The sequence below is a fragment of the Actinocorallia lasiicapitis genome, assembly GCF_054778695.1.
In genome coordinates this window covers 1-19,068 of sequence record NZ_BAAGZI010000005.1, presented here as the reverse complement: position 1 = coordinate 19,068, position 19,068 = coordinate 1, and the positions used below count along the sequence as shown (strand labels likewise).

The 19,068-nt window shown below is 70.0% G+C and carries 15 protein-coding genes, 2 pseudogenes and 2 CRISPR repeat arrays; of the genes and pseudogenes, 8 read left to right on the top strand and 9 right to left on the bottom strand.

The genetic code is table 11. The features are described from left to right. The first annotated feature begins 144 nt into the window (after positions 1-144). Together ACYVE7_RS01395 and ACYVE7_RS01390 are read left to right on the top strand one after the other, a co-directional pair. Positions 145-1,413 carry an AAA family ATPase gene (locus tag ACYVE7_RS01395; RefSeq protein ID WP_460362460.1) on the top strand — a complete coding sequence of 423 codons (1,269 nt, stop codon included), beginning with the start codon at positions 145-147 and terminating at the stop codon, positions 1,411-1,413. Next, a pseudogene (locus ACYVE7_RS01390) lies at positions 1,413-1,676 on the top strand (hypothetical protein); the annotation flags it as partial. The gene ACYVE7_RS01395 and the pseudogene ACYVE7_RS01390, both read left to right, overlap by 1 nt. A 24-nt stretch (positions 1,677-1,700) precedes the next feature. Further along, positions 1,701-3,681: a CRISPR direct-repeat array (repeat unit 28 nt; unit sequence GGAACATCCCCGCGGGCGCGGGGCCGAC). Between the two features lie 21 nt (positions 3,682-3,702). Here the strand turns inward: ACYVE7_RS01390 and cas2e are convergent. Continuing rightward, on the bottom strand, positions 3,703-4,008 hold the full coding sequence (cas2e, locus tag ACYVE7_RS01385; RefSeq protein ID WP_460362458.1) for a type I-E CRISPR-associated endoribonuclease Cas2e: 306 nt from the start codon (positions 4,006-4,008) through the stop codon (positions 3,703-3,705). Next, entirely contained in the window at positions 4,005-4,130 is a 126-nt protein-coding gene (locus ACYVE7_RS01380) for a hypothetical protein (RefSeq protein ID WP_460362456.1), read from the bottom strand. Before ACYVE7_RS01380 ends, cas2e begins: the two co-directional genes overlap by 4 nt. A gap of 452 nt (positions 4,131-4,582) precedes the next feature. Here ACYVE7_RS01380 and ACYVE7_RS01375 point away from each other — a divergent pair, with 452 nt between their 5' ends. Then, a complete protein-coding gene (locus tag ACYVE7_RS01375) occupies positions 4,583-4,744 on the top strand; it encodes a hypothetical protein (protein WP_460362454.1) in 162 nt (53 codons plus the stop codon). A 555-nt stretch (positions 4,745-5,299) separates the two neighbouring features. On the opposite strand, the pseudogene ACYVE7_RS01370 reads toward ACYVE7_RS01375, so the two are convergent. Beyond that, positions 5,300-5,980, bottom strand: a pseudogene (locus ACYVE7_RS01370) (CRISPR-associated endonuclease Cas3''); the annotation flags it as partial. 134 nt (positions 5,981-6,114) lie between these two features. After that, positions 6,115-8,790: direct repeats of the CRISPR family, unit length 28 nt; unit sequence GTCGGCCCCGCGCCCGCGGGGATGTTCC. 91 nt (positions 8,791-8,881) lie between these two features. On the opposite strand from ACYVE7_RS01370, the gene ACYVE7_RS01365 reads away from it, so the two are divergent. Next, positions 8,882-9,259, top strand: coding sequence for a hypothetical protein (locus tag ACYVE7_RS01365; protein WP_460362452.1), 378 nt, complete (start codon positions 8,882-8,884; stop codon positions 9,257-9,259). Positions 9,260-9,364: 105 nt separating this feature from the next. Here the strand turns inward: ACYVE7_RS01365 and ACYVE7_RS01360 are convergent, their stop codons facing one another. The 3 genes from ACYVE7_RS01360 to ACYVE7_RS01350 form a co-directional block, all read right to left on the bottom strand. After that, positions 9,365-9,886, bottom strand: a complete 522-nt coding sequence (locus ACYVE7_RS01360; protein WP_460362450.1) for a GlcG/HbpS family heme-binding protein — start codon at positions 9,884-9,886, stop codon at positions 9,365-9,367. 10 nt (positions 9,887-9,896) lie between these two features. Continuing rightward, entirely contained in the window at positions 9,897-10,187 is a 291-nt protein-coding gene (locus ACYVE7_RS01355; protein WP_460362448.1) for a hypothetical protein, read from the bottom strand. Positions 10,188-10,284: 97 nt separating this feature from the next. Next, complete coding sequence (locus tag ACYVE7_RS01350; protein ID WP_460362447.1) at positions 10,285-11,484, bottom strand: permease; 1,200 nt, start codon at positions 11,482-11,484, stop codon at positions 10,285-10,287. Between the two features lie 143 nt (positions 11,485-11,627). Between ACYVE7_RS01350 and ACYVE7_RS01345 the strand changes: the two genes are divergently transcribed. Then, positions 11,628-11,879 carry a hypothetical protein gene (locus ACYVE7_RS01345; protein WP_460362445.1) on the top strand — a complete coding sequence of 84 codons (252 nt, stop codon included), beginning with the start codon at positions 11,628-11,630 and terminating at the stop codon, positions 11,877-11,879. Between the two features lie 94 nt (positions 11,880-11,973). On the opposite strand, the gene ACYVE7_RS01340 is transcribed toward ACYVE7_RS01345, so the two are convergent. Beyond that, the gene (locus ACYVE7_RS01340; protein WP_460362444.1) at positions 11,974-12,855 is read right to left on the bottom strand and encodes an alpha/beta fold hydrolase; all 882 of its coding nucleotides are present in this window, start codon (positions 12,853-12,855) and stop codon (positions 11,974-11,976) included. Then, entirely contained in the window at positions 12,852-14,252 is a 1,401-nt protein-coding gene (locus ACYVE7_RS01335) for a carotenoid oxygenase family protein (RefSeq protein WP_460362442.1), read from the bottom strand. The genes ACYVE7_RS01340 and ACYVE7_RS01335 overlap by 4 nt, the downstream gene beginning before the upstream one ends. A 93-nt stretch (positions 14,253-14,345) precedes the next feature. On the opposite strand from ACYVE7_RS01335, the gene ACYVE7_RS01330 reads away from it, so the two are divergent. Beyond that, complete coding sequence (locus ACYVE7_RS01330) at positions 14,346-14,963, top strand: TetR/AcrR family transcriptional regulator (RefSeq protein WP_460362440.1); 618 nt, start codon at positions 14,346-14,348, stop codon at positions 14,961-14,963. Here the strand turns inward: ACYVE7_RS01330 and ACYVE7_RS01325 are convergent. Further along, positions 14,861-17,356, bottom strand: coding sequence for an AMP-binding protein (locus ACYVE7_RS01325; protein ID WP_460362438.1), 2,496 nt, complete (start codon positions 17,354-17,356; stop codon positions 14,861-14,863). The two genes, ACYVE7_RS01330 and ACYVE7_RS01325, sit on opposite strands and share 103 nt — an antisense overlap. Before the next feature lie 102 nt (positions 17,357-17,458). Here ACYVE7_RS01325 and ACYVE7_RS01320 point away from each other — a divergent pair, with 102 nt between their 5' ends. Further along, positions 17,459-18,472, top strand: a complete 1,014-nt coding sequence (locus ACYVE7_RS01320) for an iron ABC transporter substrate-binding protein (RefSeq protein ID WP_460362436.1) — start codon at positions 17,459-17,461, stop codon at positions 18,470-18,472. Position 18,473: 1 nt separating this feature from the next. Beyond that, positions 18,474-19,028 carry an ABC transporter permease gene (locus ACYVE7_RS01315; RefSeq protein ID WP_460362434.1) on the top strand — a complete coding sequence of 185 codons (555 nt, stop codon included), beginning with the start codon at positions 18,474-18,476 and terminating at the stop codon, positions 19,026-19,028. The last annotated feature ends 40 nt before the right edge of the window (positions 19,029-19,068 follow it).

Genomic DNA, 19,068 nt, shown 5'->3' with positions numbered 1-19,068 from the left:
TTGAGGCCTGGCCTGGTCATGGCTGTGCGTCCGGTGCTGTGTCGGTGCCTGATTGCGATTCTTCTGCGTGTAGGTGGTTGATTTCGTCTGGGGGCTGCGATTTTGAGCCTGTGTTGACGGGCTGGCTGCGGGTATCTTGAGGTTGTGTTGATCAGATTTGAGGTCGCGAACCATCGGTCGATCCGGGAGGCTGTCGAGCTTTCCATGGTCGCGATCGACCACGAGCGCGATGCGGCGCGTGCTGCGCCGATGATCGGTGAGAGCTTGCTGCCCGTCGCGGCGATCTATGGGCCGAACGCGTCCGGGAAGTCCAACGTCGTCTCCGCGCTCGCCTGGCTGTCCAGTGCGGTTCGCCGGTCCGTCAGGTTCTGGGAGGACGAGATCCCGGTCGACCCATTCGCCTTCGGGGGAGGTCCATCGTCGAGCAGTGATTTCGTCATCGAGTTCCTCGTCGATGGTGTTCGCTGTGAGTACGTGGTGGAGGTCGACCGGGAACGCATTGTTTACGAGGGGCTCTTTCACTATCCGGAGAAGAAGCGCAGGCGGGTCTTTGAGCGCGTCGAATCTGAATTGACGCTTCAGCGCGGCTTGGGCGGGCTTGCCGGCGTCCGTAAGCTCTTGACGGATCGGACGTTGGTGCTGGCCGCCGCACGCCGGTTCGGTGAGCCGCTCGTCACGGATTTCGCGAACAAGTTGATGAACATCCAGATTTTCGGGCGGCTTCCGCGTCATAATTCAAGGGCCTACCAGCCGATGCGCTACAGCTTTACGGAAGCGTTGTTCGAGCAGGAAGACCAGATCCAGCTCTTCGGTGACGAGGAGCTGGACGTGCAGTTCACGGGGTCTCGGCAGCAGGCGCTCTCGTTGCTTCGCCTGGCGGATATGGGAATCGAGGACGTGGTCATCGACAGGGTCGAAGTGGTCGTCGGTACGGAAACGATGGAAAGGCGCAGGGTCAGGTTGCTGCACAAGACCTCGGCCGAGAGCGCTCCGCTGGACATGTCCGCTGAGTCCGAAGGGACGAGGACGTGGTTTCAGCTCATCGGACCGGTACTTTCGGCCCTTCGGCAGGGTTCGGTCGTGCTCTGTGACGAGCTCGACGCCAGCCTCCACCCGACGCTCTCGGCTGAACTGCTCCGGATCTTCCACAGCCCCGTCACGAACCCGCTGGGCGCGCAGTTGATCTTCACGTCGCACGACACCAGTCTCCTCAACCATCTGAACAGGGACGAGGTCTGGCTTACCGAGAAACGGGACGACGGTTCGACCAGACTTGGCGGCCTTGCCGAGTTTGCCGGGGAACGCGTGCGGAAGTCGCAGAATCTCGAGAACGCCTACCTGCACGGCAGGTTCGGTGCGCTGCCCCAGGTGGACCAAGCCGACCTGCTGCGGGCGCTGGGGCTCATCGGTTGATGGCGGACGCGAAACGCAGACGGGGCGGAAAATCACTCAAACGGTCAGTGGCGAAACGTCCCGAGCGGCGAACGATCTTGGTTTTCTGTGAGGGCGTGAACTCTGAACCCGACTACGTCAAGGGTTTGCGGAGCCTTCCGCACATCGCCGAGAATACGGCGCTGAACATCGAGATCCATCCGGACCAGGGTGTGCCACTCACGCTGGTCGACATGGCCGTCCGATGTAAGAAAGACCCAGAGATCGACGAGGTCTGGTGCCTCTTCGATGTCGAATGGTTGTCGACGGGAACATCCCCGCGCGTGCGGGGCCGACGCGGACGATGTAGAGCTGGCGCTGCATCTCGCCGGAACATCCCCGCGCGTGCGGGGCCGACCCCAGTCCTCCGGATAGGTCGGGATCCCATCAGGAACATCCCCGCGCGTGCGGAGCCGACAGCGATCCGGTTTGAATTCAAGGAACCGCCGAAGGAACATCCCCGCGCGTGCGGGGCCGACGGCATCGCGGTCTCCGCGCTCCGGGCCGCGAACGGAACATCCCCGCGCGTGCGGGGCCGACCGGAGGGCCATGTAGCTTGAGGCGTCGATCCCCGGAACATCCCCGCGCGTGCGGGGCCGACGATCATCGTCACGTCGATCACGTGGCTCGAAGGGGAACATCCCCGCGGGCGCGGGGCCGACGGTGATCTGCATGATGACCCGGCTGGCACGAATCGGAACATCCCCGCGGGCGCGGGGCCGACATCCTCGAGATGGGCCCCGAGGCCGGAGCGCAGGGAACATCCCCGCGGGCGCGGGGCCGACGGGGCTGACGGCGCCGGGAATTACGTAGGGCGCGGAACATCCCCGCGGGCGCGGGGCCGACACGAACGCCTCCTCAACGTCGGGACGATCTTCAGGAACATCCCCGCGGGCGCGGGGCCGACCATCCTGCCTTGTATCCGAGGGCGACGGCCAGGGGAACATCCCCGCGGGCGCGGGGCCGACGCCTTGAGGGCCATCTCCTGGGCATAGTCGCGGGGAACATCCCCGCGGGCGCGGGGCCGACTCCTCGGCAAGGTCGCTCTGGGCCCCGGCAGGGGGAACATCCCCGCGGGCGCGGGGCCGACGACGGCACGGACCCTACGAACCTCGGACAGATCGGAACATCCCCGCGGGCGCGGGGCCGACGATCCGACGCTGGAGATCTGGCCGAGCAGCCCGGGAACATCCCCGCGGGCGCGGGGCCGACGCTTCCTGCGCCCGGAAAATGATGAGGTGGCCGGGAACATCCCCGCGGGCGCGGGGCCGACCTTGGCCGGGTGGACGCCGAGCGCGTCTGCGAGGGAACATCCCCGCGGGCGCGGGGCCGACGCCTTGAGCCGGTCCTTCATCGACAGGGCGGCGGGAACATCCCCGCGGGCGCGGGGCCGACGGGACGCTGCCCTCCACCGTGCGGGTCCGCCAGGGAACATCCCCGCGGGCGCGGGGCCGACACCAGCAGGTTCATCAGCCGAGAGGTGTGCATCGGAACATCCCCGCGGGCGCGGGGCCGACGGCGCCGATCAGCGTGGCGGGGATGATCCGCCAGGGAACATCCCCGCGGGCGCGGGGCCGACGCTGTTGTACATGAACGTGGGTACCGACACCCCGGAACATCCCCGCGGGCGCGGGGCCGACAACCTAAGACCCCGCGCCCGACAACGCCGTCCGGGAACATCCCCGCGGGCGCGGGGCCGACGTCTACCGATGCACCCCCCACGGGGATCACTCCGGAACATCCCCGCGGGCGCGGGGCCGACGTTTCCGGAAACCCTTGCCGCGCGACGCGCTAAGGAACATCCCCGCGGGCGCGGGGCCGACAGGTCGACGTAGTCGGTCAGGACGGTGACGAAGGGAACATCCCCGCGGGCGCGGGGCCGACCCGTTCAGCGCGCCCGCCGCGTCGACCAAGCCCGGAACATCCCCGCGGGCGCGGGGCCGACGTCCAGAGCACGCGGTTCGAGATCCAGGGCAACGGAACATCCCCGCGGGCGCGGGGCCGACGACGGGGGCGAGACCGGCACGGAGTTCGGCAGCGGAACATCCCCGCGGGCGCGGGGCCGACTCCGGTCGAGATCAGCCAGCGTGACGGCCTCGGGGAACATCCCCGCGGGCGCGGGGCCGACGTCCCCCTCGGCCTGGTCCTGACCGGCTTCGGCGGAACATCCCCGCGGGCGCGGGGCCGACTCGGGTACGGCGACCACGCTCAAGCAGTCCAGCGGAACATCCCCGCGGGCGCGGGGCCGACACTTCGTGACCTGGGGGGTTGTCAGTTGGGGAGGTGGTTTTTGTTCGGTTGGGTTCGGTGGCGGGCGGAGAGGATGAGGCCGTCGTAGTCGGTGGGGTGCCAGCGGTCTTTGCCTGCGGTGCGGACGGACCAGCCCTGTTCGTTGGCGGCGGGTTCGACGAGGATGGCCTGGCCGTCGCCGATGCGGGTGGCCAGGAGGGTCCAGAGGCGGTCGCGGATGCGGCGGCTGGGGTTGCCGACGAAGACTCCGGCGTTGACTTCGACCATCCAGCGGGTGAGGTGGCCTCGGAGTCCTTCGGGAGCGGCGATGAGGACGATGACGGTCATGGTGTGTCGAGTTCGGGGCCGATGACAGAGATGTGGTCTTCGCCCAGGGTGGGTTGGACGAGGTCCAGACCGAGATCGACGACGATGTCCGCTTCGGCGCTCCAGTTGACGCCGCCGGCCACGGATCCGACTTTCTCGTCCCAGAGCTCGTTGGTGTCCTCTTCGGGGATGTCGGTGCCGGCGGGGGTGAGGAGCGTTTTGACGGACCAAGACGGCGCAAGGCCTCGAAGGTGCGGTCGGCGTGGTCGGCGGGCTGGTCGGTGCGCGTTTCAGGTTCGGCCAGCACTTCGAGGAGGACGTCGAGGCCGTCGCGCCATGAAGGGCTCTGGCCCGACCAGCTGCGGGGCTCGCCGTCATGCGCCCAGACAGCAGTGGCGTGCGGATAGCCGTGCGGCTCGGGAAGCGACAGCGCAGGCGGCTCCTCACGTGAGAGCGCCCCAGCCAGGTAGGCCTCGACCAGAGTCCTGCGCTGAGCGGGAGGGAGCGTCGCCGACAGCATCACCACGGGCACCCCCGCTTGGCCCAGCCAGCGCAGCCCCTCCACCAGGAACTGGGACATGTACACGTCTGCGGCATGGACCTCGTCGAGAATCACGACCTTGCCGACGAGACCGGCTATCCGCAGCATCACGTGCTTGGTCCGGGTCGCGGCGAACAGCAACTGGTCGATCGTCCCGACCACCAGATGGGCCAGCAACCCGCGCTTGGGCCCCAGGAACCACTCGGCCGGCGCTAGCCGCTCCGCCGGACCGCACTGGTCGAGCGCCATCCCGTACTGGGCGTCCTCCTCGACTGTGCCGTAGAGGTCATCGGGCCGGTCACCCGCCCCCTCCAACAGCCGCCGCCACTCCTGATTGAACCGGCGCTTTCCATGCAGCAGCGCGACCTGCTTTTCCAGGCCCGGTGAAAGATTCTCCGCCCACGCTCTCAGCTGGGAGAAGATTGGATCGCTGGTCGCCTGCGTCGGCATCCCGATGAACAGGCCGTTCGCGCCGAACCGGGCCGCAAGGATCTCCGCCGCCATCAACGCGGCCTTGGTCTTACCTTCACCCATCGGCGCCTCGACGATGACCAGCCCCGGCCGTTCCATCCGCGCCGCCGCCTCCATCACGAGCAATTGCGACGGCCGCGGCCCGTGCCCGAACCTGTCAAGGAATGTTTCCGGGCCGGGGCTCCGCAGTCTCCACCAACCGCTGCCCAGGTCCAGCTCCCTCCACGCCAAGACCGCCCGCTCCCGCGACGCTCCGATTCCCACTCCGACCAGATCATCGACGCCTTTGAAGTACCGTTCGTCGCTGGCGATCCAGTCCGCCATCACCACCAGCCCGCTCAAATGGAGCTGCTCGGCACGGTTCGGTACCGCCACCGGCTGGACGTCCTTCAACCCGTCAAATCCGAGCTCCGCGGTGAACAATTCGACCAACGCGCGTTGCGGTTTTCGCCATTCTTCCCTGCCGTACAGATTACCCAGGGCACCCTTTGGCTCGCGCAGTTTGCCGATCGGCGGGAAGGTCCCGTGGTGGCCTGCCACCAGCGGCCACACCCAGTCGATCTGCTCGGCCTCCCAACCGACGTCCTTGAGGAGTTCGCGCAGCAGTTTCCCGCCGGCCACGTCATGTCGCCACTTCAAACGCCCCGTGTCCGCGCACTTCAGCCCCGCCGCCTCCACCTTCCGGGCACCGGCCTCATCCATCCGCTGGAACGCCGGTGTCGCCTTCCCGCAATCGTGCACGCCACACAACCAGGCGAAGAAAGACCGGCCTTTACCAGGCCCCCCGGCGATCTCATCGACACGTGTCCGCACCGACAACGCGAGGTAGCGATCCCACAACAGCTCCGCCACCGCCGCCGAATCCAACAGATGACACAGCAACAGATTCATTCGCCCACCAGCCTTACCAGCGGACTTGCCCCACAACGCGCCAAGCTGCTCCCACAGCTTCGAATCCCCCACCGCTCCACCGTCGATCATCAAATCTCCACCCTGTACTCCACGCCGAGGACGGAACCAGCCTGAACCACCACCCAGGACCCAGCGACCAGAATGCTACGATTCAACTAAACAAAAACAGCCAGATCCGCAAGCAAACCCCCAGGTCACCAAGTGTCGGCCCCGCGCCCGCGGGGATGTTCCCATGACCGTCACCCTCAGCACGACCGAGGAGTTGTCGGCCCCGCGCCCGCGGGGATGTTCCCGCGAGGCTCCAGGCATAGCTGGAGGCTGCGTCGTCGGCCCCGCGCCCGCGGGGATGTTCCGGGCGGGATGGTGTCGGGGTACGCGCGGAAAGCGTCGGCCCCGCGCCCGCGGGGATGTTCCCTCGATCTAGAACAGGAGCGCGGCCAGCTCCCGGTCGGCCCCGCGCCCGCGGGGATGTTCCGTCGACGATCGGCGGCCTGAACGACGAGATGGTGTCGGCCCCGCGCCCGCGGGGATGTTCCCCGTCCGGGGCGGCCGTCGTCGGGCCACCCGGAGTCGGCCCCGCGCCCGCGGGGATGTTCCGTCGACGATCGGCGGCCTGAACGACGAGATGGTGTCGGCCCCGCGCCCGCGGGGATGTTCCGACGCCGGAGGGGCCGGGCTACTTCCTGAACGCGTCGGCCCCGCGCCCGCGGGGATGTTCCTACCGGGGTGGAGCCGGTGCCGACGCGCGGCGTGTCGGCCCCGCGCCCGCGGGGATGTTCCCGTCCAGCACCTGGGCGACGGCCATCCCAAGACGTCGGCCCCGCGCCCGCGGGGATGTTCCCGATCGTGCCAGTGATCGTCGGCGTCCTGATCGGTCGGCCCCGCGCCCGCGGGGATGTTCCGCGCGTTCTCGGTCAGCTTTTTGGCGTAGTCCTGTCGGCCCCGCGCCCGCGGGGATGTTCCTGTCCACCGGACACTCCCCGAGCTGATTGGGAAGTCGGCCCCGCGCCCGCGGGGATGTTCCGGTCATCGACTTGGAGTGTTCTGGGGGGGGTGAGTCGGCCCCGCGCCCGCGGGGATGTTCCCGCGAGCCAGGAGGTCGCCCTCCTGGACGAGATGTCGGCCCCGCGCCCGCGGGGATGTTCCCGCGATCGCCGCCGAGGGTTCGTTCGCGGCGGTGTCGGCCCCGCGCCCGCGGGGATGTTCCGCGCCGCGCGCTCGTGCCCGCCGTCGAGACCGAGTCGGCCCCGCGCCCGCGGGGATGTTCCGGGCTGCTGGATGGGCGCGGCGACCACGACGTCGTCGGCCCCGCGCCCGCGGGGATGTTCCCTCCTTGTAGCAGCGGCGTACGCCCCCGCAGACGTCGGCCCCGCGCCCGCGGGGATGTTCCATGGGGTGGCTACCACTCCATCGGCGACCCCCGCGTCGGCCCCGCGCCCGCGGGGATGTTCCCTCGGCGACGTCGGCCGCAAGGCACTCGCCCAGGTCGGCCCCGCGCCCGCGGGGATGTTCCTCCCCGAAACAGACTGTGAGCGTGCCTCAGAGGGTCGGCCCCGCGCCCGCGGGGATGTTCCCGTCTCCTGGCTCTGGATCTCCGGGGTCAAGGCGTCGGCCCCGCGCCCGCGGGGATGTTCCTCCCCGAAACAGTCGGCGCCCGATGGGACGCCGGTCGGCCCCGCGCCCGCGGGGATGTTCCATGGGCGGCCGAGTCGTTCGGCGTCACCGGCGTGTCGGCCCCGCGCCCGCGGGGATGTTCCCACGTCATCCTCGCCCTTCCTGCGCGGCGGCTCGTCGGCCCCGCGCCCGCGGGGATGTTCCGCGAACAGGTGCACGACCAGCCTCGATTCTGAAGTCGGCCCCGCGCCCGCGGGGATGTTCCGTATCAGGAGGTCGCGGACGCGCTCCGTGATCGGTCGGCCCCGCGCCCGCGGGGATGTTCCCGACCCGTCCAAGGCGATGGTGGCGCTGGCCTAGTCGGCCCCGCGCCCGCGGGGATGTTCCCGGAGGCGAGCTGCCACGGGCGGTCCAGGTTCCGTCGGCCCCGCGCCCGCGGGGATGTTCCCCTCTACGGGCTCGTGCCGCCGGGGATGGTCGAGTCGGCCCCGCGCCCGCGGGGATGTTCCCTTGGAGGCGGCCGTCAGGGACTCGACGACCTGATCGGCCCCGCGCCCGCGGGGATGTTCCCCGGACGGTGGAGCGGTACTGCTGGCCGCCCAGTTCGGCCCCGCGCCCGCGGGGATGTTCCCGGTTGTACTGCCGCGATCAGCCCTCTCTGCCCGTCGGCCCCGCGCCCGCGGGGATGTTCCGACAAGATCGGACGGTCGGGGTGCGTGGAGTCCGTCGGCCCCGCGCCCGAGGGGATGTTCCCGGGCAGGGACACAGGGACGGGGGACGTCACAGGTCGGCCCCGCGCCCGCGGGGATGTTCCGTCGACTACGTCGTCAACTCGAACGCGTTCGTCGTCCGCCCCGCGCTCGCGGGGATGTTCCGAGGATGAGGACTAGACCATGGTGAAGATGAACGTCGGCCCCGCGCCCGCGGGGATGTTCCTACCGGGCCGGCCTGCACGATCTCTGGTAGCCCATCGGCCCCGCGCCCGCGGGGATGTTCCTGGCTGAAGTGGCCGGAAGGCACCTCGGAGGATGTCGGCCCCGCGCCCGCGGGGATGTTCCCGTCTTCGGCCGGGACGGCGAGGGTGAGAGGTCGTCGGCCCCGCGCCCGCGGGGAAGGTGGTCGGCCCCGCGCCCGCGGGGACGCTCCCGGCTGGTACCAGCTGGACGACCTCCTGGCCCTGGCCCCGCGCCCGCGGGGATGCTCCACGTGGCCTGGGCGTCAGCGTCCTGAAGGCGGCGTCGGCCCCGCGCCTGCGGGGATGCTTACCTCCTGGACTTAATGCCGCCTCGCGTTCTGGTTGAGGTGGGTCGAGGCCGCTGGAATCCTGAGGGTGACGCTCGCCCGTGGATTTGCTTCATGCTCACCGGCCACCTCCGCCAGGTCCGCACCGACCGGCGGCGGATCGAGGAGAGTGGCCGCCTCTGGGCTGAGCTCGACAAGCTCGTCCAAACCCACAGACTTCCCGAGCGCATCCTCAACGCACTCTTCGATGCGGCCTCCGGGATGCGCATCCGCAACTCGACCTACCGTGCCGTCCTCCATCATGCAGGCGAGGAGATCGCAGAGATCACCGCCAGCAAGGATTTTCGCCATCTTACGGACCTTGGCCTTCCCCAACCCGTGGGTGCCGGTCGCGGCCGCATCTACGCCGCGACCGCCAGCCTGGCCGCACTCCGTAAATCCATCACCGAAAGCCGAGACCCTCGCGAGGACTCCGACCCCTTCGCCGGCTGAACCTGAGCGGTCCCCAGTTGACCGTCGGCCTCGATTGGGAGGTCGGGGAAAGGGGGAAGGCGTGTCCGTTGGGGCGGACACGCCTTGGGTGGTGGTGGGGCCGGGTTAGAGGTCGGGGGTGATGGCGGTCAGGCCGGCTTGGGCGATGGATTCGTCGATGGTGGCCTGGGGGGCGCCGCCTACGCCGATGGCGGCGACAGGGTAGGCGGGGGTGCCGGAGCTGGCGCGGATCGGGAGGCCGCCCGCGAGGAACAGGGTGCCGGGGATCTGGGAGATGTTCGGGGCCGGGCCCGTCGCGCCCGCGGCGAACGCGCCCGAAGGGCCGCCGAAGTGGGCCGAGGTGAACGCCTTGCGGCGGGCCGACTCCGGTGAGGCGGGGCCTGCGCCTTCCGTGCGGGCGAACGCGATGAGCGCGCCCGTCCGGGAGACGATGGCGATGCTGACCTGCATGTTCTGGGTGCGGGCCGCGTTGAGGGCGGCGGTCAGCGCGGTCAGGGCGGCCTCGGGAGTGAGGACGCCGCTCGCGTCGATCGCGTCGCCGGGAGCCGCGTGGGCCGGGACGGCGGTCAGCGCCGTCGCGGCGAACGCCACAGCGGCGACCTTCGCCGACAGAGAGATGATGGACATGGTGAGTCTCCTAAGTTCGCTGGGCAGACCTGCGGCGGACCACGACGACCGCCAGCGCACCGCCGAGGATCACCCCGGTGGTCAGCGGATCGGCGAGCGGAATGGCGAGGATCGCCTCACCGCCGCCGTCGACCACGTCACAGCCCACGAACTCGCCGTTCAGGTCGAACTCCGAGCAGTCCTCGCCGTTCAGTCCCGTCACCGGTTCCGGGTCGTCCGCCGCGGCCGGCAGCGCCGACCCCAGCAGCAGCAACGGCACCACAACGGCAGACCGCATCAGGGTCTGCATCCGCTGTCGCATGGCGCACCTTCCGTCGTGCGCGGCGGAGACCTGCCTCCCCCACGCCAAGATCCACGGTGCACAAGCTAGGTGACGCTCAGTAACTAAGCGAACACATTCAGTGTTCGCCACGCGCCATGCCTTCCATCCCGCCCGCCATGCCCTTCATGTCTCCCTTCTTCATCCGCATGGGCTTGCCGTTCATCATCTTGAGCATGGCGGGGCCGCCGGTGCGGAAGAAGCGGACGAGGAGGACCGCCGCGAGCAGCAGGAACGCGATGTTGAGCCAGGTGGTGTAGTTCCAGGTGATGCCCTGTTCCAGCGCTTTGGCGTTGCGGTGGGTGGGGGTGAGGCCGGTGACGCCGAAGAGGAGTTCGACGGCGTAGCCGGCGAGGACCATGGCTACGTAGAAGGTGGTGGTGATGAAGAGGGCCATCCGCCAGCCGTAGTACGTACGGTAGATGTTGAGGATCGGGAGGATGATCAGGTCGGCGAAGATGAAGGCGATGACGCCGCCGAAGCTGATGCCGCCGTTCCAGAGGACGACCGCCAGGGGGACGTCGCCGACTGAGCAGACGAAGCTCATGATGGCGATCAGCGGGGCGACGATCGGACCCCAGACCGTCGACAGGACGGGATGGTCGCTGAGGAAAAGGGCGTTCCAGAACGAGTGCGGCACCCACGCGCCGACGGCCCCCGCGATCAGCAGTCCGGCGACGAGATCCCGCAGGATCGCCGACCATTCCATGACGAACAGATGCGACACCGACGTGTAGCCCTCGCCGGAGAACAGGCGCTGCCAGAACGTTCCGTCCTTCTTGACGGACATGTCCATTTTGGCGTGGCCTTCCATCGAACCGGCCAGGCCGCGGTCGGCTTGCTCCCGCGCCTCCTTGATCAGCCGGCTGCGCAGGAAGAGCCGGAACAGCACCGCGACGATCACGATCATGATGGGTCCGCCGATGAACTCGGCGACGGTGAACTGCCAGCCCATCAGCAGCGCGAGGATGATCCCCAGTTCGATGACGAGGTTGGTGGAGCCGATCTCGAAGGCCATCGCCGCGGTGAAGCTCGCGCCCTTGCGGAACAGTGACCGGGCCAGCGCGACGGCCGCGTAGGAGCAGGACGACGACGCCGCGCCCAGTCCGGCCGCGATCGCGAGGGTCTTGGGTTTGTCGTCGCCGAGCAGCCGGGTGATCGTCGATCTGCGGACGACGGCCTGGATGACGGCTGACAGCGCGAAACCGAGGATCAGCGCCCAGAGGATCTGCCAGGCCATCGATCCGGCCATGGCGAGCGCGTGTCTGATCGGTCCCATGCCGTCGTCCTTCCCGCATCACCACTGATGATCACCCAAAGTTTCCGTTCCTGAGCATGGCGTTACCTTGAGAAAGAGTCGGATATGACGGATATGAAGGGTTTTCGAGGGGGCGTGCGCTCCCGCTCCGAAAGGTGATGACCATGGGCAGGAAAGACGGCCGTACCAGCAAGCAGGCCGCTACGGACGCCAGCGAGACGCTGCGCGACCCCAACGCGTCCCCGCAGGCGAAGGCGGCCGCCGCCAGCGCACTGTCCCAGGCCTCGGGCCGCACCACCAAGAGCGGCGCCCGCACCGCGTCCGACGCGTCGGAGACGATGCGCGACGCCGACGCCACTCCGGCCGAGCGTTCCGCGGCCGCCAGCACTCTCTCCCAGAAGCGCAACCGCAAGTAGCGCGCACCAGGAGAACGAAGGGCCCCCGACCTGGGGAGTTTCGGTCGGGGGCCCTTCCATGCGCCGGGCGGGTGGGGTGGACCCGCCGCGGTTCTCAGGGGTGGGCTTTGAGGTGCGGGACGAGCAGCGCGGCCACCTCGGGCGCGGCCTGCTCGGGGATCCAGTGGCCGATCCCTTCGAGGGTCGCGAAGGTGTACGGGCCGGTGACGTACCGGCGCGTCAGCTCAGCACCTTTGCGGACGAGGAACTGGTCGCCGTCGCTCCGGACGAACAGGGTCGGGACGTCGATCTTGGCGAGCCGTTCGCGGGAGCTGAACACCATCGCCCGGTACCAGTTGATCGCCGGGGTGAGGGCACCGGAATGGACCAGGAAGTCGGCGTCGCGTGCGGCGGCGGCCTCGCTCAGCCCGCCCGCCGCCACGCCCGCGATCATCCGGTCGCGGGCCCGCCGGTGGAGCTGCCGCACGATCAGCTCCGGCAGCAGCGGGAGCTGGAACGCGAACATGTACCACGACATCAGGAACTGCCGGCTGGTGAACAGCGACCGCATGAACGCCGCCGGATGCGGCACCGAAAGCGCCGTCAGCGACGCCAGGACCTCCGGCCGGGTGTTGGCGAGCGCCCACGCGACCGACGCCCCCCAGTCATGCCCGACCACGTGAACCTTCCGGCCGCCGAGCTCCGGCGCGCCGATCAGCGTGAGGGCGTCCTCGGTCAGCTCGGACAGCCGGTAGGCGAACCGTCCGCGCGGCCGGGCGCCCGGCGAGTAGCCGCGCTGGTCGGGCGCGACGGTCCGGTAGCCCTCCGCGTGGAGCAGCGGCGCGAGCAGATCCCAGGAGCTGGACGTCTGCGGGAAACCGTGGAGCAGCAGGACGACGTCGCCGTCGAGCGGCCCTTCGTCCGAGACGTCGAACACCAGGCCGTCGCGGGTGAACGACGTGATCCGCCGCAGTTCGGTGCCGGGTTCGACGGTCATCGGCTGACCCACTGCCCGTGGAAGGTGTACCCGAGGCTGCCCGGGGCGGGCAGGGTGCAGACAGGCCCGTCGGCGACGGACTGGGCGTTGAAGATGACGATGTTCGCGACCCCGGCGGCGATCTCCGTGTTGTAGGTGATCAGCCAGCCCTGCTCGTCGAGCTGGCCCTTCTCCCGCGGGACGAAGATCGGTTCGCTGACGAGGTGCCCGGTCCCGAAGTCGTGGACGTCGACCTCACCACGTTCGGTGTCGTAGCGGGCGACCGCGGTGAACGCGATACCCGTTGACGAGTCGGTTCCGGCGGCGCCGTAGACGTTGCGGTGCGCGCCGGTCGAGCGGCGCTGGTCGATGGTCGGGAACTCCAGCGGCAGGGTGTGGAGCTGGTGCGCCTCGACCTTGCCCGACGAGCCGACCCGGTAGCGCCACAGCCGTCCGATGGGGAAGCAGGACGGGTCGGTGAGGTGGCTCATGCTGCTGAGCGCCTCGTGCATGACCGTCCAGGAACGGAAGCGGACCAGGTCGAAGACGACGTCGTCGCCGTCGTCGTAGGCGCCGGCGAAGTGCCACTGGAACCACGGGTCGGTCTCGACGACGCGGAACGGGCCGCCGTCGCGCGGGACGAGCAGGATCCGGGTGGGCTGGTCGCCGTGCCAGCGCATCGCGTCGAAGGTCGGGACGCGTCCCAGCAGCATGGCGGGCAGGTCGAGGATGACGGGCCCGAGGCAGAACACCAGGTGGGTGGCGGTCATCGCGAAGTCGTGGACCATGAACCGCTTCGGCAGCCGGATCGTCCTGACCTTCTCCAGGCCGGTGCCCCGCTGGGAGCGGTAGATGACCAGTTCGGGGCGCGGCCCGTAGACGCAGCCGAAGTTCCACACCTCGCGGGTGACCGGGTCCCAGCAGGGGTGGGCGGAGAACGGGGTGCCGGCCCGGCCCTGGTCGGGCAGGGCGCCGTCGAGGTCGCAGCGGCCGTGGGTCTTGAGGGTCTCGGGGTCGAGTTCCCACGGCATGTCGGCTTCCCAGAGGGCCAGCAGCCTGTCGTCGATCATCGCGACGCTCGTGTTGGCCTGCGCGGCGGGCGGCCGGAACATGTTGCGGAGCGCGCCGCCGGGGCCGTTCGCGCCGCCGAGCCGCAGCGGCGGTCCGTCGCCGCCGCGGGCTTCCAGCGACGCCCGGTAGGAGGGGGTCTTCACATAGCTCGAGCGCACCCGGACGGGCTGTCCCGGAGTGAAGGCGACCGAGCTGACCAGTCCGTCGCCGTCGATGACGTAGTCGGACAGGTGGTTGCCCGCGCCGTTGCGGTAGAGGGTTCCGGCCAGTCCCTCGGGGACGGCGCCCTGGCTCGGCCGGAGTTCGGCGTCGAGTTCAGGGGCCCAGCCGCCGCGTTGCAGATCCACGAGCGCTCCCGATGTGATCAATGAACACATTTGATGTGAGCGCTGATTACATCCTTCCGTGCGGGCTGTGTCAAGTGTGGTACGACTGGCTCCATGAACACCCGGGTCGGACGGCCCTACCACCACGGCTCCCTGCCGGAGGCGCTGGTGGCCCATGCCGTCGAGCTGTTGGACGAGGGCGGCGCAGAAGCGGTGACCGTCCGCGAGGTCGCGCGCCGCGCGGGCGTCTCCCCGTCGGCGCCCTTCCGGCACTTCGCCGACCGTGCGGCGCTGCTGGGCGCGGTCGCCGAGGCCGTCGCCATGGACTTCGGGGCCGTCCAGATGGCGGCCGTGGAATCAGCGGGCGAGGTGCCGTTCCGCGCGCTGGGCACGGCGTTCGTCCACTACGCGCTGGAGCATCCGCACCGGTTCGGCCTGCTGCGGACCGCGCTGTTCACCGCCGACCGCTCCCCGGTCATGGAGGTGGGCCACCGGCTGTTCAACGAGGCCGTCCGGGAAATGATCGTCGCCGGGCAGGACCGCGGCGACCTCCGCGCCGCCGACCCCGAACTGATCTTCACCGCCGCGCTGGCCCTGGTTTACGGCCTGTCCCAAATGTTCGTCGACTCCTACCTCGACGCCCCCCAGGCCGACCAGCTCATCGACCAGGTCGTCGACCTGTTCGGCCTCGGTGTCCTCGCCCCCGCCACCCCCCTGCGCATGGACCAGTGAGCGCGCGCGCAGAGAGCGGGAAGGGCCACGCCGAACGCGAGGGAGGCGAGCAGGGCGAGGAGCTCGGAGAAGGAGGCGAACAGCGGGTAGACCTGCCAGTGAGTCAGGTAGATGTACAGGGAGGCCCCGGCCAGAAGGCCGGCGAGCCGGTTGAGTGCGGCCGAACTGGGCAGCGTCGGAAACCAGACCAGCAGCGTGACGCCCGTGAGGATGACGGTCTCGCGGACCAGCTCACCTGAGCCGAAGTAGCCGGGCACCGACAGGAACGCGACGGCCGTCACCAGCAGCCGATGCCAGGGGAGCGTGGCCTTCGCGGCGGCCCAGCCGAGCGGGAACATCCAGAACGCGGCCAGGGCTTGCGGCAGCCCGAAACCGCTGCGGACGTCGAAGGCGTCGAACCGGGCGGCGAGCCCGACGGCCAGCAGCGCCAGCGGGAACGCGAACGGCGCGCGACGCTCGGCCCGGTCCAGCGCCGGGACGCTCAGCAGCGCGATCAACCCGACCAGCAGGTAGACGATCAGTTCGACGAACCAGTAGTTGCTCGACCGGGCGAGCAGGCTGTGCAGTAGCAGCGCCTGGTCGAGCTGGTAGGCGTCGGTGACGATCGCGGCGAAGGCGATCCAGGCGACGCTCGGCAGCACGATCCGGGTCAGGCTCCGCAGCAGATGTGAGCGTCGTGTGCCGGCCGGCGCGGCGGTCAGCTGGAACCTGGCGAGGTTGAACCCCGCCACGGCCAGCAGCAGATGAGCACCGCCGCGCACCGAGAACAGGGAGATGTGCGTCCCGACGATCAGCACGATCGCGACGGCCCGCAGCGCCACCCCCGTCTCCAGGGTGCGCCGCCGCGACGCCCTCGGCCGCAAGTCCTTGATCGGTTTGAGGTGCCAGTCGACGGGCAGCGGCCCGAGCCGCTCCTCCAGAAGCAGCGACATCTCCACGTAGGACAGCGAATCGCCGCCTAGCCCCACGAAACTGCTGTCCTCGCCGACGTCCGTCCGGCCCAGGACCCGCGCGTAGAGCTCGCACAGCTCCGTCCCGAGAACCGGCCCGGACGGCGCGGGCGCGAGCGCGATGAGCGCCGCGTGGTCGGGCTTGCCGTTGGGGAGCCGGGGCGGATCCGGCAGGACCAGGACCCCCATCCGGTGGGCGGGCAGCCCCGCCGACACGGCGACCAGCCCGGCGATCCGGCCGGGGACGCCGGACGGCACGGCGACGACGAGCACGGTGTCGTCGGCCGCGCAGATCGCGTGCACTCCCTGCGCGGCCAGGGCCGCCTCGATCCGGTCGGGGTCGATCCGGAGCCCGAAGATCTTGGCGAAGCGGCTGCGGCGTCCCGTCACCTCGTAGAGGCCGTCGGGGGCGCGGCGGGCGATGTCGCCGGTGGCCAGTTCGGTCACGGTCCGGCCGAGCGCCAGGTCGGCGGGGGTCTCGGCGTAGCCGAGCATGACGTTCGGCCCGCTGTAGAGGAGTTCGCCGGTGCCGGGTTCGGGGTGGTCGGCCAGCGGGGCGAGCCGGAACGCGCCGCCGGGGATCGGCACCCCGATCGCCGTGGGACGGGAGGCCGCCAGCTCGGGCGGCAGATACGCCATCCGGGCGGTGGCCTCGGTCTGCCCGTACATGACGACCAGATCCCAGCCCTGTTCCGCGCCGAGCGCGGCGTACCGGCGGACCTGGTCGGCGGGGAGCCTGCCGCCCGCCTGGGTGACGTAGCGCAGCCGCGGCAGCCGGAACCCGTCGAACCCGATCCGGTCGAGTAGGTCGAACGTGTAGGGCACCCCGGCGAAGGTCGTCCCGCGGGCCGAACGGAACAGCTCCCAAAAGCACGGGTCGGAGACCGACAGCTCGGTGAGGATCAGCGCGGCGCCGCACGTCAGATGGCTGTTGATCACCGAGAGTCCGTAGCAGTAGGACATCGGCAAGGTGGTCGCGGCCTGGTCGGACGGCCGGATCGCGAGGTACTCGGCGATCGCCGTGGCGTTGGCCGCGAGGTTCCGGTGGGAGAGCCGGACGAGTTTCGGCGACCCGGTCGAGCCGGACGTGCTCAGCAGGAGCGCGAGTTCGGGGTGGAGTTCGTGCGCGGTGCCTTCACGCCGCTCGTCGAGCTCGCCGTCGGGCCAGGCGACGACGTCGGGGTCGTAGGCGGCGACGAGGTCGTGCGCGGACCGTCCGGCGGGGACGAGCAGCAGCGGATGCCCCGCCGCGAGCGCCGCCAGATAGACGATCAGCGACGGCAGAGTGTTGGACGCGGCGAGCAGCACGAGCCGTCGTCCGGTGCCCAGCCGCCGCGCGGTCTCGGCGACCTGCGCCGCCAGTTCGGCGTAGGTGAGGGAGCCGTCGGCCGTGACGATCGCGGTCCGATCCCCATGAACCGCCAGGTCAGCGGCGAAAGACACGGAACTATGACCATCAAGGCAAGGCTGGTGGTAGGGCACCGGAGCATCTTAAGTTAGCCTTACCTACATTAAAAGATGACGAGTACCACTGGAAGGCCCTCCATGCGTCACCCCCTCCACCGCTGGATCGCCGCGCTCGCGACCGCCGCCCTCCTGACCCCCGCGCTCGCCGCCTGCGGTGGCGACGACGACGCGCTCGTCATCTACTCGGGCCGCACCGAAGGCCTGATCCAGCCGCTCATCACCCAGCTGGAGAAGGCGGTGGGCGTCGACGTCGAGGTCCGCTACGGCACCAGCGCCGAGCTCGCCGCCCAGCTCCTGGAGGAAGGCGACAAGACCGACGCCGACCTCTTCCTGTCCCAGGACGCGGGCGCCCTCGGCGCGCTCGGCAAGGACGGCCGGCTCGAGAAGCTCCCGCAGGCCACCCTCGACAAGGTCGACGCCAGGTTCCGCAGCGCGTCCGGCGACTGGATCGGCCTGTCCGGCCGGGTCAGGGTCCTCGCCTACGACCCGAAACAGGTCACCAAGGCCCCCGACAGCGTCCGCGATCTGGTGAAGCCGGAGTGGAAGGGCAAGGTCGGCTACGCGCCGACCAACGCGTCGTTCCAGACCTTCGTCACCGGAATGCGGATCATCGACGGCGACGACGCCACCCGCGTCTGGCTCAAGGGCCTCAAGGACAACGGGGTGAAGGCGTACGAGAACAACGTCGCGCTGCTCGACGCCGTCGACTCGGGCCAGGTCGGGCTCGGCCTGCTCAACCACTACTACTGGTATGAGAAGGCGGCCGAGAAGGGCGCCGACCAGCTCAACGCGAAGCTCCACTACCTGCCGGGCGGCGACCCCGGCGCGCTGATCAACGTGGCGGGCGTCGGCATCCTCAAGGGCACCGACCGCAACGCCGACGCCGTGAAGGCCGTCGACTTCCTGCTGGGCACCGAGGCCCAGACCTACTTCGCCGACAAGACCAAGGAGTACGCGCTGGCCGCCGGGGTCACCGGCACCGTCCCGGGGCTGCCGCCGCTGGCGTCGCTGAAGGCTCCCGCGATCGACCTCGGCAGGCTCGACTCGCTGCAGGAGACCCTGACCATGCTGCGGGAAGTCGGGATGGTCTAGGTTGACGCAGGTTCGTCCGCCCCTGGCCGTGCTGGGGCCCGCCTGCGCGGCGGGGGCGTTCGCGCTGCTGCCGCTCGTGTATCTGGCCGTCCGGTCGCTGGAGCGGGGCGCCGGTTTCGCGTGGGAGGTCGTCACCGCCGAAGGCACCGCCGGGCTGCTCGGCAGGAGCCTCGCGCTGGCCGCGGTGGTCGTCGCGGCCAGCCTGGTGCTCGGGGTGTCGCTGGCCTGGCTGACGGTCAGGACCAGGCTGCCGGGCGTCCGGTTCTGGGCGGTCCTCGCGGTCCTGCCGCTGGCGGTGCCGAGCTATGTGGCGGCGTTCACCTGGCTGTCGGTCGCCCCGGACAGCGCCGGGTTCAAGGGCGCGGCGATCACGTTGACGCTGGTCAGCTACCCCTACGTCTACCTTCCGGTCGCGGCGGTCCTGCGCGGCGGCGATCCCGCGCAGGAGGAGGTCGCGCGGTCGCTGGGCAACGGCCCGTTCCGGACGTTCGTGCGCGTCACCCTGCCGCAGGTGCGGCCGGCCGCCGCGGGCGGCGGGCTGCTGATCGTCCTTTAAGTGCTGTAGGACTTCGGCGCGGTGTCACTGATGCGCTATG